Annotated in this window: 14 protein-coding genes and 1 pseudogene; 12 read left to right on the forward strand and 3 right to left on the reverse strand. The window is 41.8% G+C overall.

Annotation, left to right across the window (positions count from 1 at the left end):
- Positions 1–6 precede the first annotated feature (6 nt).
- A complete protein-coding gene (rpmH, locus tag IPJ09_02325) occupies positions 7–162 on the reverse strand; it encodes a 50S ribosomal protein L34 (protein ID MBK7370277.1) in 156 nt (51 codons plus the stop codon).
- A 112-nt stretch (positions 163–274) separates the two neighbouring features.
- Positions 275–2,125 carry a transcription termination factor Rho gene (rho, locus tag IPJ09_02330; GenBank protein MBK7370278.1) on the reverse strand — a complete coding sequence of 617 codons (1,851 nt, stop codon included), beginning with the start codon at positions 2,123–2,125 and terminating at the stop codon, positions 275–277.
- Between the two features lie 230 nt (positions 2,126–2,355).
- Between rho and serS the strand changes: the two genes are divergently transcribed.
- The 7 genes from serS to IPJ09_02365 all read left to right on the forward strand — a co-directional run bounded on the left by serS (position 2,356) and on the right by IPJ09_02365 (position 7,909).
- Positions 2,356–3,636, forward strand: coding sequence for a serine--tRNA ligase (serS, locus tag IPJ09_02335; protein ID MBK7370279.1), 1,281 nt, complete (start codon positions 2,356–2,358; stop codon positions 3,634–3,636).
- A gap of 48 nt (positions 3,637–3,684) precedes the next feature.
- A complete protein-coding gene (locus IPJ09_02340) occupies positions 3,685–4,380 on the forward strand; it encodes a zinc metallopeptidase (GenBank protein MBK7370280.1) in 696 nt (231 codons plus the stop codon).
- Positions 4,381–4,449: 69 nt separating this feature from the next.
- Positions 4,450–5,013 (forward strand): ribosome recycling factor, encoded by a 564-nt coding sequence (frr, locus tag IPJ09_02345; protein MBK7370281.1) that lies wholly within the window; start codon positions 4,450–4,452, stop codon positions 5,011–5,013.
- Between the two features lie 38 nt (positions 5,014–5,051).
- Entirely contained in the window at positions 5,052–5,852 is an 801-nt protein-coding gene (locus IPJ09_02350; GenBank protein ID MBK7370282.1) for a purine-nucleoside phosphorylase, read from the forward strand.
- 68 nt (positions 5,853–5,920) lie between these two features.
- The gene (locus IPJ09_02355) at positions 5,921–6,355 is read left to right on the forward strand and encodes an NfeD family protein (GenBank protein MBK7370283.1); all 435 of its coding nucleotides are present in this window, start codon (positions 5,921–5,923) and stop codon (positions 6,353–6,355) included.
- Positions 6,356–6,359: 4 nt separating this feature from the next.
- Entirely contained in the window at positions 6,360–7,316 is a 957-nt protein-coding gene (locus IPJ09_02360; protein ID MBK7370284.1) for a paraslipin, read from the forward strand.
- Positions 7,317–7,525: 209 nt separating this feature from the next.
- Positions 7,526–7,909, forward strand: coding sequence for a hypothetical protein (locus IPJ09_02365; GenBank protein MBK7370285.1), 384 nt, complete (start codon positions 7,526–7,528; stop codon positions 7,907–7,909).
- Positions 7,910–8,150: 241 nt separating this feature from the next.
- Here IPJ09_02365 and IPJ09_02370 read toward each other — a convergent pair whose 3' ends face one another.
- The gene (locus IPJ09_02370; protein MBK7370286.1) at positions 8,151–8,330 is read right to left on the reverse strand and encodes a hypothetical protein; all 180 of its coding nucleotides are present in this window, start codon (positions 8,328–8,330) and stop codon (positions 8,151–8,153) included.
- A 14-nt stretch (positions 8,331–8,344) separates the two neighbouring features.
- On the opposite strand from IPJ09_02370, the gene IPJ09_02375 reads away from it, so the two are divergent.
- The 5 genes and pseudogenes from IPJ09_02375 to IPJ09_02395 all read left to right on the forward strand — a co-directional run bounded on the left by IPJ09_02375 (position 8,345) and on the right by IPJ09_02395 (position 19,751).
- Positions 8,345–8,698, forward strand: a complete 354-nt coding sequence (locus IPJ09_02375) for a Crp/Fnr family transcriptional regulator (GenBank protein MBK7370287.1) — start codon at positions 8,345–8,347, stop codon at positions 8,696–8,698.
- Between the two features lie 49 nt (positions 8,699–8,747).
- Positions 8,748–9,584, forward strand: coding sequence for a hypothetical protein (locus IPJ09_02380; GenBank protein ID MBK7370288.1), 837 nt, complete (start codon positions 8,748–8,750; stop codon positions 9,582–9,584).
- Positions 9,585–9,593: 9 nt separating this feature from the next.
- Positions 9,594–10,942 (forward strand): annotated as a pseudogene (locus tag IPJ09_02385) (NAD(P)-binding domain-containing protein).
- Entirely contained in the window at positions 10,939–12,765 is a 1,827-nt protein-coding gene (locus tag IPJ09_02390) for a cytochrome c family protein (protein ID MBK7370289.1), read from the forward strand. Before IPJ09_02385 ends, IPJ09_02390 begins: the two are co-directional and overlap by 4 nt.
- Positions 12,744–19,751, forward strand: coding sequence for a hypothetical protein (locus IPJ09_02395; GenBank protein MBK7370290.1), 7,008 nt, complete (start codon positions 12,744–12,746; stop codon positions 19,749–19,751). Before IPJ09_02390 ends, IPJ09_02395 begins: the two co-directional genes overlap by 22 nt.
- Position 19,752 lies beyond the last annotated feature (1 nt).

Here is a 19,752-nt window from a genome sequence, read left to right on the forward strand (position 1 = left end):
CTTGGTTTATTTGACCCTGGCCTCGTCAGCCACAGAGAGCTTATGTCTTCCTTTGGCTCTTCTATTGGACAAAACCTTACGGCCGCCTTTAGAACTCATGCGCTCACGGAAACCGTGTTTGTTGGATCGTCTACGACGCGAAGGTTGAAAAGTCTGTTTCATGACTAGATTTTATTTATAACAGGGCTGCAAAAATAACTCTTTTTACAATAACTGCAAAATTTAGATTTTAAATTGATTATTAACTGAAGATCAGGTCCTATTGGTTAAAAAATTAGGAGTTCATGGTTTGTAAGAACTCTTCATTGGTACGAGTATGGAGCATGTGCTTGAGCATGAAGTCTATAGCCTCTTCGGGCTTCATATCAGCCAGGTGATTACGAAGTATAAACATGCGCTGCAAGGAGTCCTTATCCATGAGCAATTCTTCTCGTCTGGTACTTGATTTGGTCACATCTATGGCTGGATACAATCGTTTATTGGCCAAAGTGCGATCTAATTGGAGTTCCATATTGCCGGTTCCTTTGAATTCTTCAAAAATAACGCCGTCCATTTTTGAACCGGTATCTATCAATGCCGTAGCCAGGATAGTCAACGAACCACCATGTTCAATGGCACGAGCTGCACCAAAGAATTTTTTTGGTTTTTGCAGCGCATTGGCTTCCACCCCGCCTGATAATACTTTTCCACTGGAAGGAGCCACTGTATTATATGCTCTGGCCAGCCTGGTGATCGAGTCTAAGAGAATCACCACATCATGACCACTTTCAACCATCCGCTTGGCTTTTTCAAGTACTATATTGGCCACCCGTACATGATTGTCAGCAGGTTCGTCAAATGTAGATGATATCACTTCAGCTTTGACATTGCGCTGCATATCAGTCACTTCCTCAGGCCTTTCATCGATCAACAAAATGATTAGATAACAGTCAGGATGGTTATAAGCTATTGCATTGGCTATGTCCTTTAACAGAAAGGTCTTTCCAGTCTTTGGTTGAGCCACGATAAGCCCTCTTTGCCCCATTCCTATCGGCGTAAAAAGATCGATGAGGCGATTGCCAAAGTCTTTTCCCGCCGGATTGATCGTCAATTTGAATTTTTTGGTAGGAAATAATGGAGTTAGGTAATCAAAAGGTACTCTGTCTTTGATTTGCTCGTGTGTCAAACCATTAATTAAAGAGACTTTTAATAAGGCAAAATATTTCTCACCTTCTTTCGGTGGTCGTATACCTCCCTGCACGGTATCTCCGGTTTTGAGTCCAAATAATTTAATCTGCGAAGGAGATACGTAAATATCGTCAGGCGAACTTAAATAGTTGTAATCGGCTGACCTTAAAAAACCATAACCATCCTGCATCATTTCCAATACCCCATGACCTTCGATCATAGCATCCATGTCTATGTTAAAATCTGGAACTGCAGGCGTGTCTGTTTCAGGTTCTATATAATTGTCTTCCAGCGGTGGTCTTTCAGGTCGATTTTGAGGCTTCGAATCAGGTCGCATCGGCTGTTCCCTCGGCTCACGGTGTTCTTTTGGGCCTCTGTTGTCATACGGTTCTCTTGGAGCTCGTTGTTCCCTGTTTTCATTAGAATCACCCGAAGTTCTTTGCTCTTTATTTATAATTGGTTGAGTAGGGGCTCTTTGCTCTCTATTTGGATTTGGCTCTCTGTTTTCACGTGGAGGGTGGTTTTCTCGTACAGGTCGTGTATCCTGCTGCTCTTTGCGATGGACAGGGAGGTGTTCTTTATGAGGAGGGCGGGCAGGTTTATGTTCTACAGGTTCAACTACTGGTTGGACTGGCTTAGGCTCACGATGAGGTTTTGGGTTGATTTCTACCGGTTCTGCATCTTCCTGAATGGCTTTGCGCATACGAGGTTTGGTCAGGGGCTTGTTAGCATGATGGCCATTTGACCTTTCGGTTTTTTCTTGGGAAGTCTCATCCGTTACCTCCAGGTCATTAGAATCGATATCATCTGCCACCGATCCACCTAGGGCTTGTCTGTCAAGAATCTGGAACACCAGATCCTGTTTATTTAGTTTTTTATTGCCTTTTACTCCGAGCTGCTCAGCTATTTCACGAAGTTCAGGTACCAACATCTCATTGAGTCGGAGAATGTCATAAATCATATAAAAGAATAATTAAAATAAAGTTTGTTAAAATTAGAATGCGGGCCTAAAAATGAACCTAAACAGACTATTCAAGAATAACAGAGAATTAAAAACTTAAACTTTGTATTGGGAACACTTTCAGTAAGGAGAAAATCAAGTCACCTTGTTTTCTTCATTTGACAACGCAAATATAACGATATTTTACAGCTAGTGTATATTTGCATAAATTTTTTTCACTACCGTCTATGCTGACCTTAAATTATTTTAACGAAGACAAACTCAAAACCCTCAATGGCCTTCAAAAACGAGGCTGGTCGACCGATAGGTTGCAAATCGTTGAGGATGTGGCCATTCTGGACATAGAACGAAAGGAGTTACAGACTCAATTAGATCTTTTAAAGATGGAAGTCAACCAAGCTTCGAAAGAGATAGGCATATTGATCGGTCGGGGTAAACATCAGGAAGTCGAAGAGATTAAACAGAAAATCTCTACCAATAAATCCAGTATAACCCAATTGGAAGAAAAATCTAAAATCAATAAGGATACTTTGCAGGACCTGATGTATAAAATCCCTAATATCCCGCATGATTCTGTACCGGCCGGCAAATCAGCAGAGGATAATGAGGTATATCAATCCTGGGATAAGCCAATGCCTCAGTTATATGAAGGCGCTTTATGCCATTGGGACCTAGCAGAAAAATACAACCTGTTTGATCTCAAATTGGGGGTAAAAATCACCGGGGCAGGCTTTCCCGTATTTCGTGGCAAAGGTGCTAAACTGCAGCGAGCGCTGATTCAGTTTTTCCTCGATCAGGCTTCAGCTGCTGGATATGAAGAGATCGTGCCGCCTCATCTTGTCAATGCAGATTCTGCCACAGGCACCGGGCAACTTCCTGACAAAGATGGTCAGATGTATTATTGTGAAAAAGATCAATTGTATCTCATTCCCACAGCTGAAGTACCTGTGACCAATATATTGCGGGATGAGATCCTGGATGTCAAGAACCTTCCGGTTAAGTTTTGTGCTTACACTCCTTGTTTTAGGAGAGAAGCAGGATCTTATGGTGCTGATGTCAAGGGACTTAATCGGGTGCATCAGTTTGATAAAGTGGAAATAGTCAGGGTAGAACATCCGGACCGCTCATATGATGCATTGCAAGATATGTTGCTGCATGTATCAGGACTATTAGAAAAGTTAGATTTACCTTATAGAATACTTAAATTATGTGGCGGCGATATGGGCTTTACTTCCGCCTTGACCTATGATTTTGAGATATTCTCAGCTGCTCAGAAAAAGTGGCTCGAAGTGAGTTCTGTGTCTAATTTTGAAACATTTCAATCTAATCGACTCAAACTCAGGTACAAATCGACTGAAGGCAAGAGCAATCTTGCTCATACACTCAATGGGAGTGCACTTGCGCTAGCGAGAATAGTAGCAGGGCTACTTGAAAATCATCAAACAGAGCAGGGTATCCTGATCCCTGCAGCGTTGGTTCCCTACACTGGATTTTCCATCATTGATTGAAATCTTTTTTCAAAAAAATTGTTATAAGTATAAAATTAAAATAGAACTATGTTTTCAAATGGTTATTTCTTATTGAGTATCGTTTTGGCTGGGGTTGGTTTTCTTGTTCAAAGGATATTGATCAGCAAAATGAAGAAGTATGGAGGGACACCACTCTCCAGGGCGATGAGTGGCAAGCAGATAGCAGAGTCCATGCTCCAGTATTATAATATTAGAGGAGTACAGGTAGTAGAAGGTCAGGGTATGCTTACCGACCATTACAATCCGGCAAATAAAACCGTGACGCTGAGTCCGGAAGTGTTTAGAGGCCAAAGCATAATGTCAGCAGCTGTGGCAGCACATGAGTGTGGTCATGCTGTACAACATGATCAGGCATATAGTATGCTTCAGCTGAGATCCAAATTAGTGCCTGCTGTACAGATAGCTAGTTCTGGCTTACAATGGCTCATGCTCATTTCTTTTATGCTGGCTAATCGATTTCCGCAATTATTATTACTGACTATTGGTTTATTTGCATTAACGACCATATTCAGCTTAATTACCTTGCCTGTCGAATTTGATGCGAGTGCCAGAGCTTTAGCATGGTTGGACAATCAGAATGTGCTCCGAAAAGGTCCTGAAGAAGAAGGTGGCCGTGACGCCCTGAGATGGGCTGCCATGACTTATGTGGTTGCTGCTTTGTCTTCTATCGTTATGCTGGTTTATCTTATTCTTCAGTATATGGGTTTGAGCAGACGGGATTAAATAGTTTCTCCAAAATTTTCATATATTGTTTGAACCCTTAATTTTGCAAAAAAATATAATAGAATAAGCATGTCGGTAGAATTAGATAATTTATTGTCCAGCTCAGAAGATTTAATGGACAAAGCTGTCGTCCATCTTTTGCATGAGCTTGAAAAAATAAGGACTGGCAAAGCAAATCCAGCTGTAGTGCAAGAACTCCGGGTAAACTATTACGGATCTATGACGGCTATCAACCAGGTAGCCAATGTAGGACTAGCTGATAGTCGTACGATCACGATTCAACCTTGGGAGAAATCGATGATCGGTCCTATAGAGAAAGCTATCTTCGAAGCCAACATAGGACTGACACCTATTAATGATGGTGACCTCGTAAGAATAAATGTACCTCCACTCACTGAAGAACGTAGAAGAGACCTGGTCAAACAAGCCAAACATTCGGGTGAAGAAGCGAAAATAGCGGTCAGAAGTATCCGTCATAAATCTTTGGATGGTATCAAAAAAGCCGTAAAAGATGGCGTTCCCGAAGATATTGGCAAGAAAAAGGAAACTCAGCTTCAAGAATTAGTCAATCATCATGTAGAGAAAATTGAAAAACTTATCAAAACCAAAGATGAGGAGATCATGAAGGTATAATACCGGGCATCTATCCCAAAATTTATTTTAATTACAATATGCATCGTCTGGAAGATATCGAAGAATCGGTACGGTTTATTAAAGCGCGTATCACTATCTCCCCGGAAGTGGGTATAGTGCTGGGTACAGGATTGAGTGGATTTGCTGAAGAGCTGACAGAAAAACAGGAGATTCCCTATAGAGCCATACCCCATTTTGTTGAGAGCACGGTAAAAGGGCATGCTGGCAAATTGGTATTTGGATATCTTGGGCAAATACCCATGGTGATGATGGCAGGTAGATTTCATTATTATGAGGGCTATTCACTTTCGGAAGTTACATTTCCAATCAGGGTACTCAAATACCTTGGAGTGCAAAGAATGATTATCACTAATGTTAGCGGCAGTCTCAATGAAGCTTTACGCGCTGGAGATATTTTATTGATCCATGATCATATCAATTTACTGCCATCCAATCCTTTGCGCGGGCCCAATGACGAACGAATCGGTCCTAGATTTCCGGATATGACACATACATATGATCAAACTTTGTTGCAGAAGGGTCTTGCCGTAGCGACAGCTCTTGGTATAAGAGCACAAACTGGTGTTTATGTTGCAGTTCCGGGTCCTTCTCTGGAGACCAAATCAGAAAGATGCTATCTGCAAAAAATCGGAGCGGATGCCGTCGGTATGTCGACAGTGCCAGAAGTCATTGTCTGCAGACATATGGGACTGGCTGTCAATGTGTTTTCGGTCATTTCCAATGAATTTAATGTAGAGACTTCGATTGAAGAAGTGATCTCTGTCGCCAGATCTGCCGAATCTAATCTGAGGGCACTCATAAAGGGGATATTATTGTAGTCAACTCCAGATATTAAAGGAAACTAAATCCCTTTAAATCTGGTTTTAACTTAAGTATGTCATTTTTTATGGAATATACCAGCTTGGTTTGGCTTTTTGCCGGGATACTGTTGATTTTTCTCGAGCTCATGATTCCCGGAGGGTTTGTTTTGCTCTTAATGGGAATGGCAGCACTTACACTGAGTCTGGTCACTTTTTTAACACCATTTGGATGGGTTTTTCAGTTAGGATTATTTGTCTTAGCTACTTTAATGTACACCTTATTGTTAAAGGAAAATCTTAAAAAAATCTTCCGCACCCGCACTTATCTAAATGATCCTGAAAATGAATTTATAGGCAAAAAAGCCATAGCCTTGACAGATATTAATGATCTGGATGGTAAGATAGAGTTTAAAGGCACTCAATGGCCCGCGACCAGTGAGTCACTTATACTTAGAGGAGATGAAGTAGAAATCATTCATCAAGAAAGCATTAACTTACATGTAAAACCTATTAAAGATTAATATTATGATTACTGCAGGAACCATTATTTATTACATATTGGCATTTTTTGCCTTAACTATTTTGTATGGAACAGTGGTGATAGTGCCTCAGCGCCATGCATTTATTGTAGAGCGACTAGGCAAATATCTGGATACGTTTACCCCTGGTTTACACTTTTTGATCCCTTTCATTGATAAAGTAAGATACAGGCACTCCCTTAAAGAACAAGCCCTGGATGTGAATCCACAGACCTGTATCACCCGGGATAATGTATGTGTAGAAGTAGATGGCATACTTTATTTTCAAGTAGTAGATCCTACCAAGGCTTCCTACGGGATCGAAGATTATAAATTTGCTTCTATCCAAATAGCTCAAACTACCATGCGGTCAGTCGTTGGAAAATTGGAACTCGACAAGACTTTTGAAGAACGTGAAACCATCAATCTGTCTATAGTTGAAGCAGTGGACAAAGCCAGCGAGCCGTGGGGAGTCAAGATTACCCGGTATGAAGTCAAAAACATTACACCTCCTCAAAGCATCCGGGAAGCCATGGAGAAACAAATGCGTGCAGAGCGGGAAAAAAGGGCGATCATCGCCGAATCAGAAGGTACTATGCAGGCCAAGATCAATGTAGCTGAGGGTGATAAACAAGAAGCGATCAAACGATCAGAAGGTGAAAAATTGCGCAAAATAAATGAAGCTTCCGGTAAAGCCAATGAGATTGAAGCGCTTGCCACCGCGACCGCCAATGGCATTAAATCCATTGCAGCAGCTATCGATACTCCTAACGGTAAGGATGCGGTGTCTTTGCGCATTGCAGAACAATACCTCAACGAATTTGGAAAGCTTGCTCAGAAAAACAATACGATGATCTTACCAGCCAACCTCACTGATATCACCAGTATACTAGCTACCGCTAAGAAAGTGTTGGCTCATGTGGAACCGGTAATTGAGAATGGCAATGGCAAAGTGAAAATGTAATTGGAATAATACTTTGTGTTAAAAGCCCATCTTTGATACTGAAAGATGGGCTTTTCTGTTTTATAATCATAGTTAGAGGGTGGCTTAACGAAAATTTAGATTCAAAGGGCTATTATAAAAATGTTAATTTTGTATAATATTTTATAGGTAATACCGTTAGACTTAGAGTAAAACAAAATCCAGAAAATCAAAGCTAATTCAAAAATTTAATGAGAGGCAGACTAGCCATATTATTATTAGCACTGTATACATGCTCTATCATTCATCTGGATGAATTGCTCAAATTGCCAAAGCTTTTGGCACATTTTCAGACCCATCACTGTACAGATCCTTCTATGAGTTTTACTGATTTTCTGGGGTTACATTATACCATGGGTCAATTTCAACAGAATGATTATGAAGAGGATATGAAGCTGCCTTTTAAAGTGCCGCAGAATTGCATGAATAATTTTTCATTCTTTGTTCAAAATGTGAAACGGGTATTCACCAACGGACCTGTTCCGACAGAATACCTTACATCCATTCATATGGATAACTTTAATACAGGCTCAGCGGTATTCTCCAATGCTGTGTGGCATCCGCCAAAGGGTTAGTCAATCAGACTACTTTTCTACTTGATATAATTTTATTGAATTTTTCCAACTTCAAATTGTGAGGTGGAAAAATGTATAAAAATCTGACTACGTTTTTTATAATGGATTGACTATCAATAGTCTATCTGTATTTTTATCATTAAAGTTTAAAAAGTTTATACCTATAATGGATGATCGAAAGTCACTTTTTCCTGGGTTTAATCAGGATCTGTATAATTTAATGACCCGAATTAGCACTCGTTCATTTCATGAGGCGGGAGACAGAGTTTTGAGTACCGGCCAATTTATCAGGTCTGTCGCCATCGTAACTAAAGGCAAAATAAAAATTTGTAGAGAGGACCTTGATGGCAATGAATTTTTTTATACCACCTGATTCCAGGTCAGGCTTGTGCCTACACCCTTTATTTTGAAGCACCTTCATTTGTATGTAATATTATGGTCAAGGCCATTGAAGAAACAGAAATGTGGCTGATACCATTGACGGCTATCCAAAAATGGATGACAAAATACCCTTGCTGGAATGATTTTGTAATTAAAAATTTTCACAACCATATACATCAATTGACGAAGGTGATGGATCTGATCATATTTAAAGGCATGGATGAAAGGCTAAATTATTATTTGCAGGCACATAAAAAAAACGAGCAGCCTGTCCGGTTACAGATTTCACACCAGGAGATAGCCAATGAAATGAGCACTTCAAGAGAGGTGATCTCAAGATTACTCAAGAAAATGGAGCAACAAGGAAAAGTCATATTGCATAGGAATCAAATAGAATTAATAGCTTAAATAGGGGTGTTGGATGATGACTTTAGGAAGAAAATTTTTTATATATGGTATGGTATCAATCACCTTGGTGACATTTTGTTTTTTAGTGTATACAGGATGGACATATTATACGCTACCAATTGAAGAACGTTTTTTTCATACTTTGCACCCTATATTCAAGCCCAGTGGGCTGTTAGGGCATGGTCTGGGCATCATAGGTAGCTTGTGTATGATCGTTGGCGTATTCTCCTATATGATCCGTAAAAGAAAGAGAAGCCTTTCGAGGGTAGGAACTTTAAAAAACTGGCTTGAATTCCACATTTTTTTATGCTCTATAGGTCCTATCATGGTATTGTTTCATACAGCATTTAAATTTGGGGGTATAGTAGCAATTAGTTTTTGGAGTATGGTAGCTGTAGTTGCCAGTGGGGTCATAGGTAGATTTATTTACAATCAAATTCCACGAAGTATCCAGGGCCAGGAATTGACCTTGGGAGAAGTCATGTCCATTAGACAAAATGTTCATTCAGAATTAGAGACCTTGAGTGCTCATACACACATGGGGTTGGATACATTGTTTAATCAGCAAACTCAAACCGTGCAGGTGGGAAATTCAAAATCACTCATTAGCAGTTTGTGGAATGATTTCAAAAATGATTATACAAAATTTCGTTCAATTAAGTTAGGATTTAGATCTTCCGGCATACCCAAAGTCGATCAGAATCGAATCTTGAAATTGATTAAAACAGAATTTCAATTGCGAAGGAAAATCAATCATTTACATTCGATGCAAATGCTATTCAGGTCGTGGCATGTAGTTCATCTGCCATTTGCGCTCATTATGTTAGTTATTATGATTGTTCACATTATTATCACACTCACTTTTGGGTACAAGTGGATTTTTTAATTGAAAGGTATGGAAGTGTTCACTGAAGAAGTCATTATATACGGATTGGTTTTTATCTTTTGCATTGTCATTATATACTTTTATTTAAGAAAGTTAAGGGTAAGATCCAAAATCACTGAAGCTAAGATAGTGAAAGCAAAAGCAGACGGTATGCATGAGCCGGTTTCATTGCATCCAGTGATCAATCCGGACAATTGTATTCAAAGTGGTGCATGTGTGACAGCCTGTCCTGAACATGATGTGATCGGTATCAAAGATGGTATTGCGACAATAGTAAATGCATCATCTTGTATCGGTCATGGCGCATGTTTTCACGCCTGTCCTGTTCAGGCAATTTCCTTGGTCATAGGCACAGAGAAAAGAGGTGTAGATCTGCCTCATGTCAACCAAAATTTCGAGACCAATGTGCCAGGACTTTTTATAGCAGGCGAGTTGGGCGGAATGGGTTTGATCAAAAACAGTGTAGAGCAAGGCAAACAAGCAGTGGAAAACATTATTAAAGCAAAATCTTCTAACCATCAGACCGCTGACTATGATTTGGTGATTGTTGGAGCCGGACCCACCGGCATATCCGCCTCTTTGGCTTCAAAGAAACATGGTTTGAAATTTTTGACGCTTGATCAAAATACAGTAGGGGGAACAGTTTATTCTTTTCCCAGATCCAAAATAGTAATGACTGCCCCAATGGATCTTCCCTTATTTGGAAAAATAAAACTGTTCGAAACCAGCAAAGATCAATTGATAGACTTATGGGGCAATGTGCTTTCTTCCAATGATATTGTCATTCGAGAAAACACTAAAGTGGAATCAATTGAAAAAAATCAGATGGATTTTATATAAAAGTATCCGATGGTACAGTATTCACATCCAGCCATGTGTTGTTGGCAATTGGAAGAAGAGGTTCGCCGCGCAAACTCAATGTCCAGGGTGAAGAGCGCGAAAAAGTAGCCTACCGATTACTTGAACCTGAACTTATAGAAGGTAAAAATATCCTGGTAGTAGGTGGCGGTGACTCAGCGATAGAATCAGCTCTGTTGTTGGCGGATCAAAATACGGTGACCTTATCTTATCGAAGTGCCACTTTCAATCGGTTGAAAGTAAAAAATAACCAAAAGATTCAAGAAGCCATTCAATCGGGATTAGTGGATGTCAGATTTAACTCTAATGTATTGTCTATTAATAGTTCAGATGTTGAAATAGAAGATTCGAATTCCAAAGTGGTTGATAAGATCAAAAATGATCAGGTTTACATATTTGCTGGCGGAGAATTGCCTACTCAGTTTTTAGAGAAAATTGGTGTTGAGATTACCAAAAGGTTTGGTCACACACTTTTATCCCACCAAAAAAAAGGCGGATGAATAAGAGAAGAGGTTGGGTGATTGGATTATTTACTTTTTGGAGTATTTCAATTCTGTATGGACAGATATCTCCTGGCAAATTAGCTGCTGCTCATAGCCAATTGGAAGGTATTTCTAATTGCACCCAATGTCATGAATTAGGCAAACAGGTCTCTACTCAAAAATGTTTAGATTGTCATCAGGAATTAAAGACAAGAATAGATAAAAATAAAGGCTATCACGCATCGTCAGAGGTCAAGGCGGTCTCTTGTTTTACATGCCATAGCGAACATCATGGGGTCAAGTTTGAAATAGTTCGTTTTGATGCAAAGCAGTTTAATCATAAACTTACCGGGTATCCGCTGACCGGTAAGCATGAAGCGTCTGATTGTAATAATTGTCATAAATCGGAATATATATCTGATGCCAAAATAAGATCAAAGGATTTCACTTATTTAGGTTTGACTGATCAATGTAATATTTGTCATGAAGATGTACACCGCGCTACGCTAGACAGAGACTGTAATAAATGCCATACTACTGAAAAATTTGCCCCAGCAAGTCGATTCAAACACAAGGATACAGATTATCCGTTGACTGGTAAACACTTAGACCTAAAATGTGAATCATGTCATAAAAAGGAAGAAAAGGATGGAAAACCATTCCAGGTTTTTACAGGAATAAAATTCTCCCAATGTAGTTCCTGCCACGAGGATGTGCACAAAAAGAGATTTGGACCATCCTGCAACACTTGTCATAATGATCAGTCGTTTTCAATACTCAATAGCCACATTGAATTCAATCATTCGATTACTGGCTATACACTCAAAGGCAAGCATAAACTGATTGATTGCTCAAGTTGTCATAAGAACTCGTTAAAAGCCCTCAGCACTGCTTTTCAGGATTTTTCTAAAACCAAGATTGAAGGATGTATTCAATGTCATGAGGATATACATGAAAATAAATTTGGCCAAAATTGTGTACAATGTCACACTGAACAATCTTTTAAACTGAAGGAAGTACCTACTGATTTTGATCATGACCTGACCCAATATCGATTGGAAGGAAAACATGAATTGCTTGATTGTAAAAAATGTCATATTTCTAAAATGACTGACCCAATAGTACACGAACAGTGTATGAATTGCCATGAGGACTATCATAAAGGACAGTTTGTAAAAAATAATCTGAACCAGGATTGTGCTGCCTGTCATACCGTCCAGAATTTTTCAGAATCAACTTATGGCCTGGATCAGCATGACAAGTCAGATTTTCCATTGAATGGGGCGCACATGGCTACTTCTTGTGTGGACTGTCATCTCAAAAAAGACAAATGGACTTTTGCAAGAATTGGAACACAATGTATTGATTGTCATGAGGATGTGCATAATGGGAAGCTTGATAACAAGTTTTATCCTGAAAAAAAATGTATGACTTGTCATGAGGAAGCTTCCTGGCAAGATGTCGAATTTGATCATGCACTTACAGACTTTGCATTAAAAGGGAAACACGCCTCCATTAAATGCAATGATTGTCACCTTTTATCAGCCAATAAGGAGCCTTTCGGACAGGTATTTGCCCTGGCCTCAAATGAATGTATATCTTGTCACGAAGATGTTCACAAGGATCAATTTAATGAACAAGGAAAGGTCAATTGTGCTCAATGTCATGACTTTGAGCAATGGAAAATTCCACAATTTAACCATGATCAAACAGCTTTTTCTTTAAGTGGAGCACATAAAAATGTGGCATGTGATCAATGTCACAGACAAATAGAAATAAACGGAGTTAATTGCACTCAATATAAATTACTAAGCTTTAAATGCATCGATTGCCATTTATAATATTATTTCTTTTTGGTTGCAGCCTGATGATGGCTCAATCACCTCATGGCAGTGATTTTATGATGGAGTGTAGTAGTTGTCATACAGCTACAAACTGGTTGGTCAATAAAGATTCCATCCAATTTGACCATGATTCTACCCGATTTAGTTTAAGCGGCATTCACCAAACTGTTGATTGCCGGTCATGTCATAGTAGTCTGGTGTTTTCAGAAGCTGACCCCAATTGTATATCCTGCCATCAGGACATGCATAGCCAGACGCTGGGAAATGATTGTGCACGATGTCATTCGACCAATTCGTGGGTTGTAGAAAATAAGTTGAGGATGCATGAATTAGTTTCATTTCCTCTATTAGGCAACCACGCCAATGCAGACTGTATTGAATGTCATAAATCCTCAGTTCCGTTAAAGTTTGAAAGAATAGGGACTGCATGTATCAATTGCCATCAACAGGATTATTTGATCAAAGACAAGGTAGATCATCAACTAGCAGGATTTTCCACCGATTGCTTTCAGTGTCACAACTTACAAGCTGAGTCATGGTCGGCTTCTTTTGATCATGAGTTTTTCCCATTGACAGAAGGTCATGATATTAATGAATGCACCCAGTGTCATATCCAAGGCTCATATCAATCTACTTCTCCTGATTGTAAGTCCTGTCACCAGGATAATTTTAACAAGACCACTAACCCCAATCACACTTCATTAAATCTTTCTACAGATTGTGCAAGTTGTCACTCAACCTTGCCCGGATGGTCACCTGCTAGCTTTCCAGTTCATAATGAGATATATAGACTTGAGCAAGCCCATGCCAATATCGCCAACGACTGCGCAGCTTGTCACCATGGCACTTACGATGGCAGCACGCCTAAGACATGTTTTGGTTGTCATGCTGACAATTATGCGTCGACGACCAATCCAAACCATAAGACATCCAATTTTCCAACAGCTTGTGAAGCTTGTCACGATCAAACTAACTGGCAGTCAGCCACTTTTGATCACAACAAAACCAAATTTCCTCTAACAGGAGCTCATGTTGATGTAGCTTGTTTGGAATGCCATGCAGCAGGCTATGCAGGCACTTCCACTGCGTGTGTGGATTGCCATACGAAGGACTTCAACGGTACGGTGAGTCCTAATCACAAGACCTTAAACTTATCCTCAGATTGTGCGAGCTGCCATAGTACGCAGGTAGGGTGGTCTCCGGCAAGTTTCCCAATCCACAATCAGATCTACAAATTGGAAGGATCGCATGCCAATATCGCCAATGACTGTGCAGCTTGCCATCATGGAACCTATGACGGAAGTACGCCGAAGGATTGTTTTGGCTGTCATGCTGCAAACTACAATTCGACCAAAGATCCCAACCACGTAACATCAAAATTCTCGACCACCTGTGAATCCTGCCACAATCAAACCGCATGGCAACCTGCAAACTTTGACCATAATAAAACGAAGTTCCCACTGACAGGGGCTCACGCAGGTGTAGCTTGTTTGGAATGCCATGCAGCAGGCTATGCAGGCACTTCCACTGCGTGTGTGGATTGCCATACGAAGGACTTCAACGGTACGGTGAGTCCTAATCACAAGACCTTAAACTTATCCTCTGATTGTGCGAGCTGCCATAGTACGCAGGTAGGGTGGTCTCCGGCAAGTTTCCCAATCCACAATCAGATCTACAAATTGGAAGGATCACATGCCAATATCGCCAATGACTGTGCAGCTTGCCATCATGGAACCTATGACGGAAGTACGCCGAAGGATTGTTTTGGCTGTCATGCTGCAAACTACAATTCGACCAAAGATCCCAACCACGTAACATCAAAATTCTCGACCTCCTGTGAATCCTGCCACAATCAAACCGCATGGCAACCGGCAAACTTTGACCATAATAAAACGAAGTTCCCACTGACAGGAGCTCACGCAGGTGTAGCTTGTTTGGAATGCCATGCAGCAGGCTATGCAGGCACCTCCACGGCGTGTGTGGATTGCCATACGAAGGACTTCAACGGTACAGTGAGTCCAAATCACAAGACCTTAAACTTATCCTCCAATTGTGCGAGCTGCCATAGTACGCAGGCAGGGTGGTCTCCGGCAAGTTTCCCAATCCACAATCAGATCTACAAATTGGAAGGATCACATGCCAATATCGCCAATGACTGTGCAGCTTGCCATCATGGAACCTATGACGGAAGTACGCCGAAGGATTGTTTTGGCTGTCATGCTGCAAACTACAATTCGACCAAAGATCCCAACCACGTAACATCAAAATTCTCGACCTCCTGTGAATCCTGCCACAATCAAACCGCATGGCAACCTGCAAACTTTGACCATAATAAAACGAAGTTCCCACTGACAGGGGCTCACGCAGGTGTAGCTTGTTTGGAATGCCATGCAGCAGGCTATGCAGGCACTTCCACCGCATGTGTGGATTGCCATACGAAGGACTTCAACGGTACGGTGAGTCCAAATCATAAGACCTTAAACTTATCCTCAGATTGTGCGAGCTGCCATAGTACGCAGGCAGGGTGGTCTCCGGCAAGTTTCCCAATCCACAATCAGATCTACAAATTGGAAGGATCACATGCCAATATCGCCAATGACTGTGCAGCATGTCATCATGGCACCTATAACGGAAGTACGCCGAAGGATTGTTTTGGCTGTCATGCTGCAAACTACAATTCGACCAAAGATCCCAACCACGTAACATCAAAATTCTCGACCTCCTGTGAATCCTGCCACAACCAAACCGCATGGCAACCTGCAAACTTTGACCATAATAAAACGAAGTTCCCACTGACAGGAGCTCACGCAGGTGTAGCTTGTTTGGAATGCCATGCAGCAGGCTATGCAGGCACCTCCACGGCGTGTGTGGATTGCCATACGAAGGACTTCAACGGTACGGTGAGTCCAAATCACAAGACCTTAAACTTATCCTCCAATTGTGCGAGCTGCCATAGTACGCAGGCAGGGTGGTCTCCGGCAAGTTTCCCAATCCACAATCAGATCTACAAATTGGAAGGATCACATGCCAATATCGCCAATGACTGTGCAGCATGTCATCATGGCACCTATAACGGAAGTACGCCGAAGGATTGTTTTGGCTGTCATGCTGCAAACTACAATTCGACCAAAGATCCCAACCACGTAACATCAAAATTCTCGACCTCCTGTGAATCCTGCCACAACCAAACCGCATGGCAACCTGCAAACTTTGACCATAATAAAACGAAGTTCCCACTGACAGGGGCTCACGCAGGTGTAGCTTGTTTGGAATGCCATGCAGCAGGCTATGCAGGCACTTCCACTGCGTGTGTGGATTGCCATACGAAGGACTTAAACGGTACGGTGAGTCCAAATCATAAGACCTTAAACTTATCCTCCAATTGTGAGTCCTGCCATACTACGGTACCAGGCTGGGCACCAGCCACCTTCGCCAATCACAATCAATATTATGTGATATCCGGAGCACATACCTCAATAGCCAATGACTGTGCAGCTTGTCACAAAGGGGTGTACAATGGAACTACGCCGAAGACTTGTTTTGGTTGTCATGCTACAGACTACAACACAACTACAAAACCAAATCATAAGACAGCCAATTTTTCCACAGCTTGTGAATCCTGTCATAGTCAGGCAGCATGGGTACCAGCGTCTTTTGATCATAATAAGACCAAGTTCCCGTTGACTGGAGCGCATATCAGTGCTGCATGTACAGATTGTCATACTAAAGGCTATACCGGTACCTCGACCAAGTGTGTGGATTGTCATACAGCAGATTTTAATACAGCCACCAAACCAAATCACAAGACCCTAGGTCTGTCGACTGCTTGTGAGTCCTGCCATACAACGGTACCAGGCTGGGCACCGGCCACCTTCGCCAATCACAATCAATATTATGTGATATCCGGAGCACATACCTCAATAGCCAATGACTGTGCAGCTTGTCACAAAGGGGTGTACAATGGAACTACGCCGAAGACTTGTTTTGGTTGTCATGCTACGGACTACAACACAACTACAAAACCAAATCATAAGACAGCCAATTTCTCCACAGCTTGTGAATCCTGTCATAGTCAGGCAGCATGGGTACCAGCGTCTTTTGATCATAATAAGACCAAGTTCCCGTTGACTGGAGCGCATATCAGTGCTGCATGTACAGATTGTCATACTAAAGGCTATACCGGTACCTCTACCAAGTGTGTGGATTGTCATACAGCAGATTTTAATACAGCCACCAAACCAAATCACAAGACCCTAGGTCTGTCGACTGCTTGTGAATCCTGCCATACTACGGTACCAGGCTGGGCACCGGCCACCTTCGCCAATCACAATCAATATTATGTGATAGCCGGAGCACATACCTCAATAGCAAATGACTGTGCGGCTTGTCACAAAGGGGTGTACAATGGAACCACGCCGAAGACTTGTTTTGGTTGTCATGCTACGGACTACAACACAACTTCAAAACCAAATCATAAGACATCCAATTTCCCCACAGCCTGCGAATCGTGTCATAGTCAGGCAGCATGGGTACCAGCGTCTTTTGATCATAATAAGACCAAGTTCCCGTTGACTGGAGCGCATATCAGTGCTTCATGTACAGATTGTCATACTAAAGGCTATACCGGTACCTCTACCAAGTGCGTGGATTGTCATACAGCAGATTTTAATACAGCCACCAAACCAAATCACAAGACCCTAGGTCTGTCGACTGCTTGTGAGTCCTGCCATACTACGGTACCAGGCTGGGCACCGGCCACCTTCGCCAATCACAATCAATATTATGTGATAGCAGGCGCACATACCTCAATAGCAAATGACTGTGCGGCTTGTCACAAAGGGGTGTACAATGGAACTACGCCGAAGACTTGTTTTGGTTGTCATGCTACGGACTACAACACAACTACAAAACCAAATCATAAGACAGCCAATTTCTCCACAGCTTGTGAATCCTGTCATAGTCAGGCAGCATGGGTACCAGCGTCTTTTGATCATAATAAGACCAAGTTCCCGTTGACTGGAGCGCATATCAGTGCTGCATGTACAGATTGTCATACTAAAGGCTATACCGGTACCTCTACCAAGTGTGTGGATTGTCATACAGCAGATTTTAATACAGCAACCAAACCAAATCACAAAACCCTAGGTCTGTCGACTGCTTGTGAATCCTGCCATACAACGGTACCAGGCTGGGCACCGGCCACCTTCGCCAATCACAATCAATATTATGTGATAGCCGGAGCACATACCTCAATAGCAAATGACTGTGCGGCTTGTCACAAAGGGGTGTACAATGGAACCACGCCGAAGACTTGTTTTGGTTGTCATGCTACGGACTACAACACAACTACAAAACCAAATCATAAGACAGCCAATTTCTCCACAGCTTGTGAATCCTGTCATAGTCAGGCAGCATGGGTACCAGCGTCTTTTGATCATAATAAGACCAAGTTCCCGTTGACTGGAGCGCATATCAGTGCTGCATGTACAGATTGTCATACTAAAGGCTATACCGGTACCTCGACCAAGTGTGTGGATTGTCATACAGCAGATTTTAATACAGCCACCAAACCAAATCACAAGACCCTAGGTCTGTCGACTGCTTGTGAATCCTGCCATACTACGGTACCAGGCTGGGCACCGGCCACCTTCGCCAATCACAATCAATATTATGTGATATCCGGAGCACATACCTCAATAGCCAATGACTGTGCGGCTTGTCACAAAGGGGTGTACAATGGAACTACGCCGAAGACTTGTTTTGGTTGTCATGCTACGGACTACAACACAACTACAAAACCAAATCATAAGACAGCCAATTTCTCCACAGCTTGTGAATCCTGTCATAGTCAGGCAGCATGGGTACCAGCGTCTTTTGATCATAATAAGACCAAGTTCCCGTTGACTGGAGCGCATATCAGTGCTGCATGTACAGATTGTCATACTAAAGGCTATACCGGTACCTCGACCAAGTGTGTGGATTGTCATACAGCAGATTTTAATACAGCCACCAAACCAAATCACAAGACCCTAGGTCTGTCGACTGCTTGTGAATCCTGCCATACAACGGTACCAGGCTGGGCACCGGCCACCTTCGCCAATCACAATCAATATTATGTGATATCCGGAGCACATACCTCAATAGCCAATGACTGTGCGGCTTGTCACAAAGGGGTGTACAATGGAACTACGCCGAAGACTTGTTTTGGTTGTCATGCTACGGACTACAACACAACTTCCAGCCCCAATCATAAGACATCTAACTTCCCAACTGCCTGCGAATCGTGTCACAGTCAGGCTGCATGGGTACCAGCAGCTTTTGATCATAATAAGACCAAATTCCCTTTAACTGGTGCGCATCTCAGTGCGGCTTGTACAGATTGTCATAGTAAAGGCTACACGGGCACTTCGACCAAGTGTGTGGATTGTCATACAAAAGATTTTAATACAGCGACCAATCCGAATCATAAGACCCTGGCCTTGTCCACAGACTGCGCAAGTTGTCATACTACCGCGCCGGGATGGGCCCCTGCTTCGTTCCCAGTGCACAATCAGTATTATGCTTTATCTGGCGCTCATGCCACGATAGCTAATAATTGTGCAACCTGCCACAAAGGAATATATAATGGTACTACCCCGAAAACATGCATAGGTTGCCATACAACTGACTATAACACGACTACTAATCCAAATCATAAAACAGCCAATTTCCCGGTTACCTGTGAAAGCTGTCACAGTCAATCTGCCTGGACACCCTCTACTTTTAATCATGATGCACAGTATTTTAGAATATATAGTGGTAAACACCGTCAAAAATGGTCACAATGTTCAGAGTGCCATACCAGTGCTAGTAACTTTTCCGTTTTTAGTTGTACCAACTGTCACGAACATAACAGCAAAACAAAAGTAGACAATGATCACAAAGGAGTGAAGAATTATATTTATTCTCCAACTTCTTGTTTTGACTGTCACAAAAAAGTATAGC

Source organism: Saprospiraceae bacterium, assembly GCA_016709995.1.
Taxonomy (GTDB): Bacteria; Bacteroidota; Bacteroidia; order Chitinophagales; family Saprospiraceae; genus JADJLQ01.

Excerpts from the sequence above, each read along its gene's own strand:
- rpmH (MBK7370277.1), bottom strand. The coding sequence starts at position 162 with ATGAAACAGACTTTTCAACCTTCGCGTCGTAGACGATCCAACAAACAC.
- IPJ09_02365 (MBK7370285.1), top strand. The coding sequence starts at position 7,526 with ATGAGAGGCAGACTAGCCATATTATTATTAGCACTGTATACATGCTCT.
- IPJ09_02350 (MBK7370282.1), top strand. The coding sequence starts at position 5,052 with ATGCATCGTCTGGAAGATATCGAAGAATCGGTACGGTTTATTAAAGCG.
- IPJ09_02395 (MBK7370290.1), top strand. The coding sequence starts at position 12,744 with ATGCATCGATTGCCATTTATAATATTATTTCTTTTTGGTTGCAGCCTG.
- IPJ09_02375 (MBK7370287.1), top strand. The coding sequence starts at position 8,345 with ATGGTCAAGGCCATTGAAGAAACAGAAATGTGGCTGATACCATTGACG.
- IPJ09_02380 (MBK7370288.1), top strand. The coding sequence starts at position 8,748 with ATGGTATCAATCACCTTGGTGACATTTTGTTTTTTAGTGTATACAGGA.
- IPJ09_02370 (MBK7370286.1), bottom strand. The coding sequence starts at position 8,330 with ATGAAGGTGCTTCAAAATAAAGGGTGTAGGCACAAGCCTGACCTGGAA.
- IPJ09_02360 (MBK7370284.1), top strand. The coding sequence starts at position 6,360 with ATGATTACTGCAGGAACCATTATTTATTACATATTGGCATTTTTTGCC.
- IPJ09_02340 (MBK7370280.1), top strand. The coding sequence starts at position 3,685 with ATGTTTTCAAATGGTTATTTCTTATTGAGTATCGTTTTGGCTGGGGTT.
- frr (MBK7370281.1), top strand. The coding sequence starts at position 4,450 with ATGTCGGTAGAATTAGATAATTTATTGTCCAGCTCAGAAGATTTAATG.
- IPJ09_02355 (MBK7370283.1), top strand. The coding sequence starts at position 5,921 with ATGGAATATACCAGCTTGGTTTGGCTTTTTGCCGGGATACTGTTGATT.
- serS (MBK7370279.1), top strand. The coding sequence starts at position 2,356 with ATGCTGACCTTAAATTATTTTAACGAAGACAAACTCAAAACCCTCAAT.
- IPJ09_02390 (MBK7370289.1), top strand. The coding sequence starts at position 10,939 with ATGAATAAGAGAAGAGGTTGGGTGATTGGATTATTTACTTTTTGGAGT.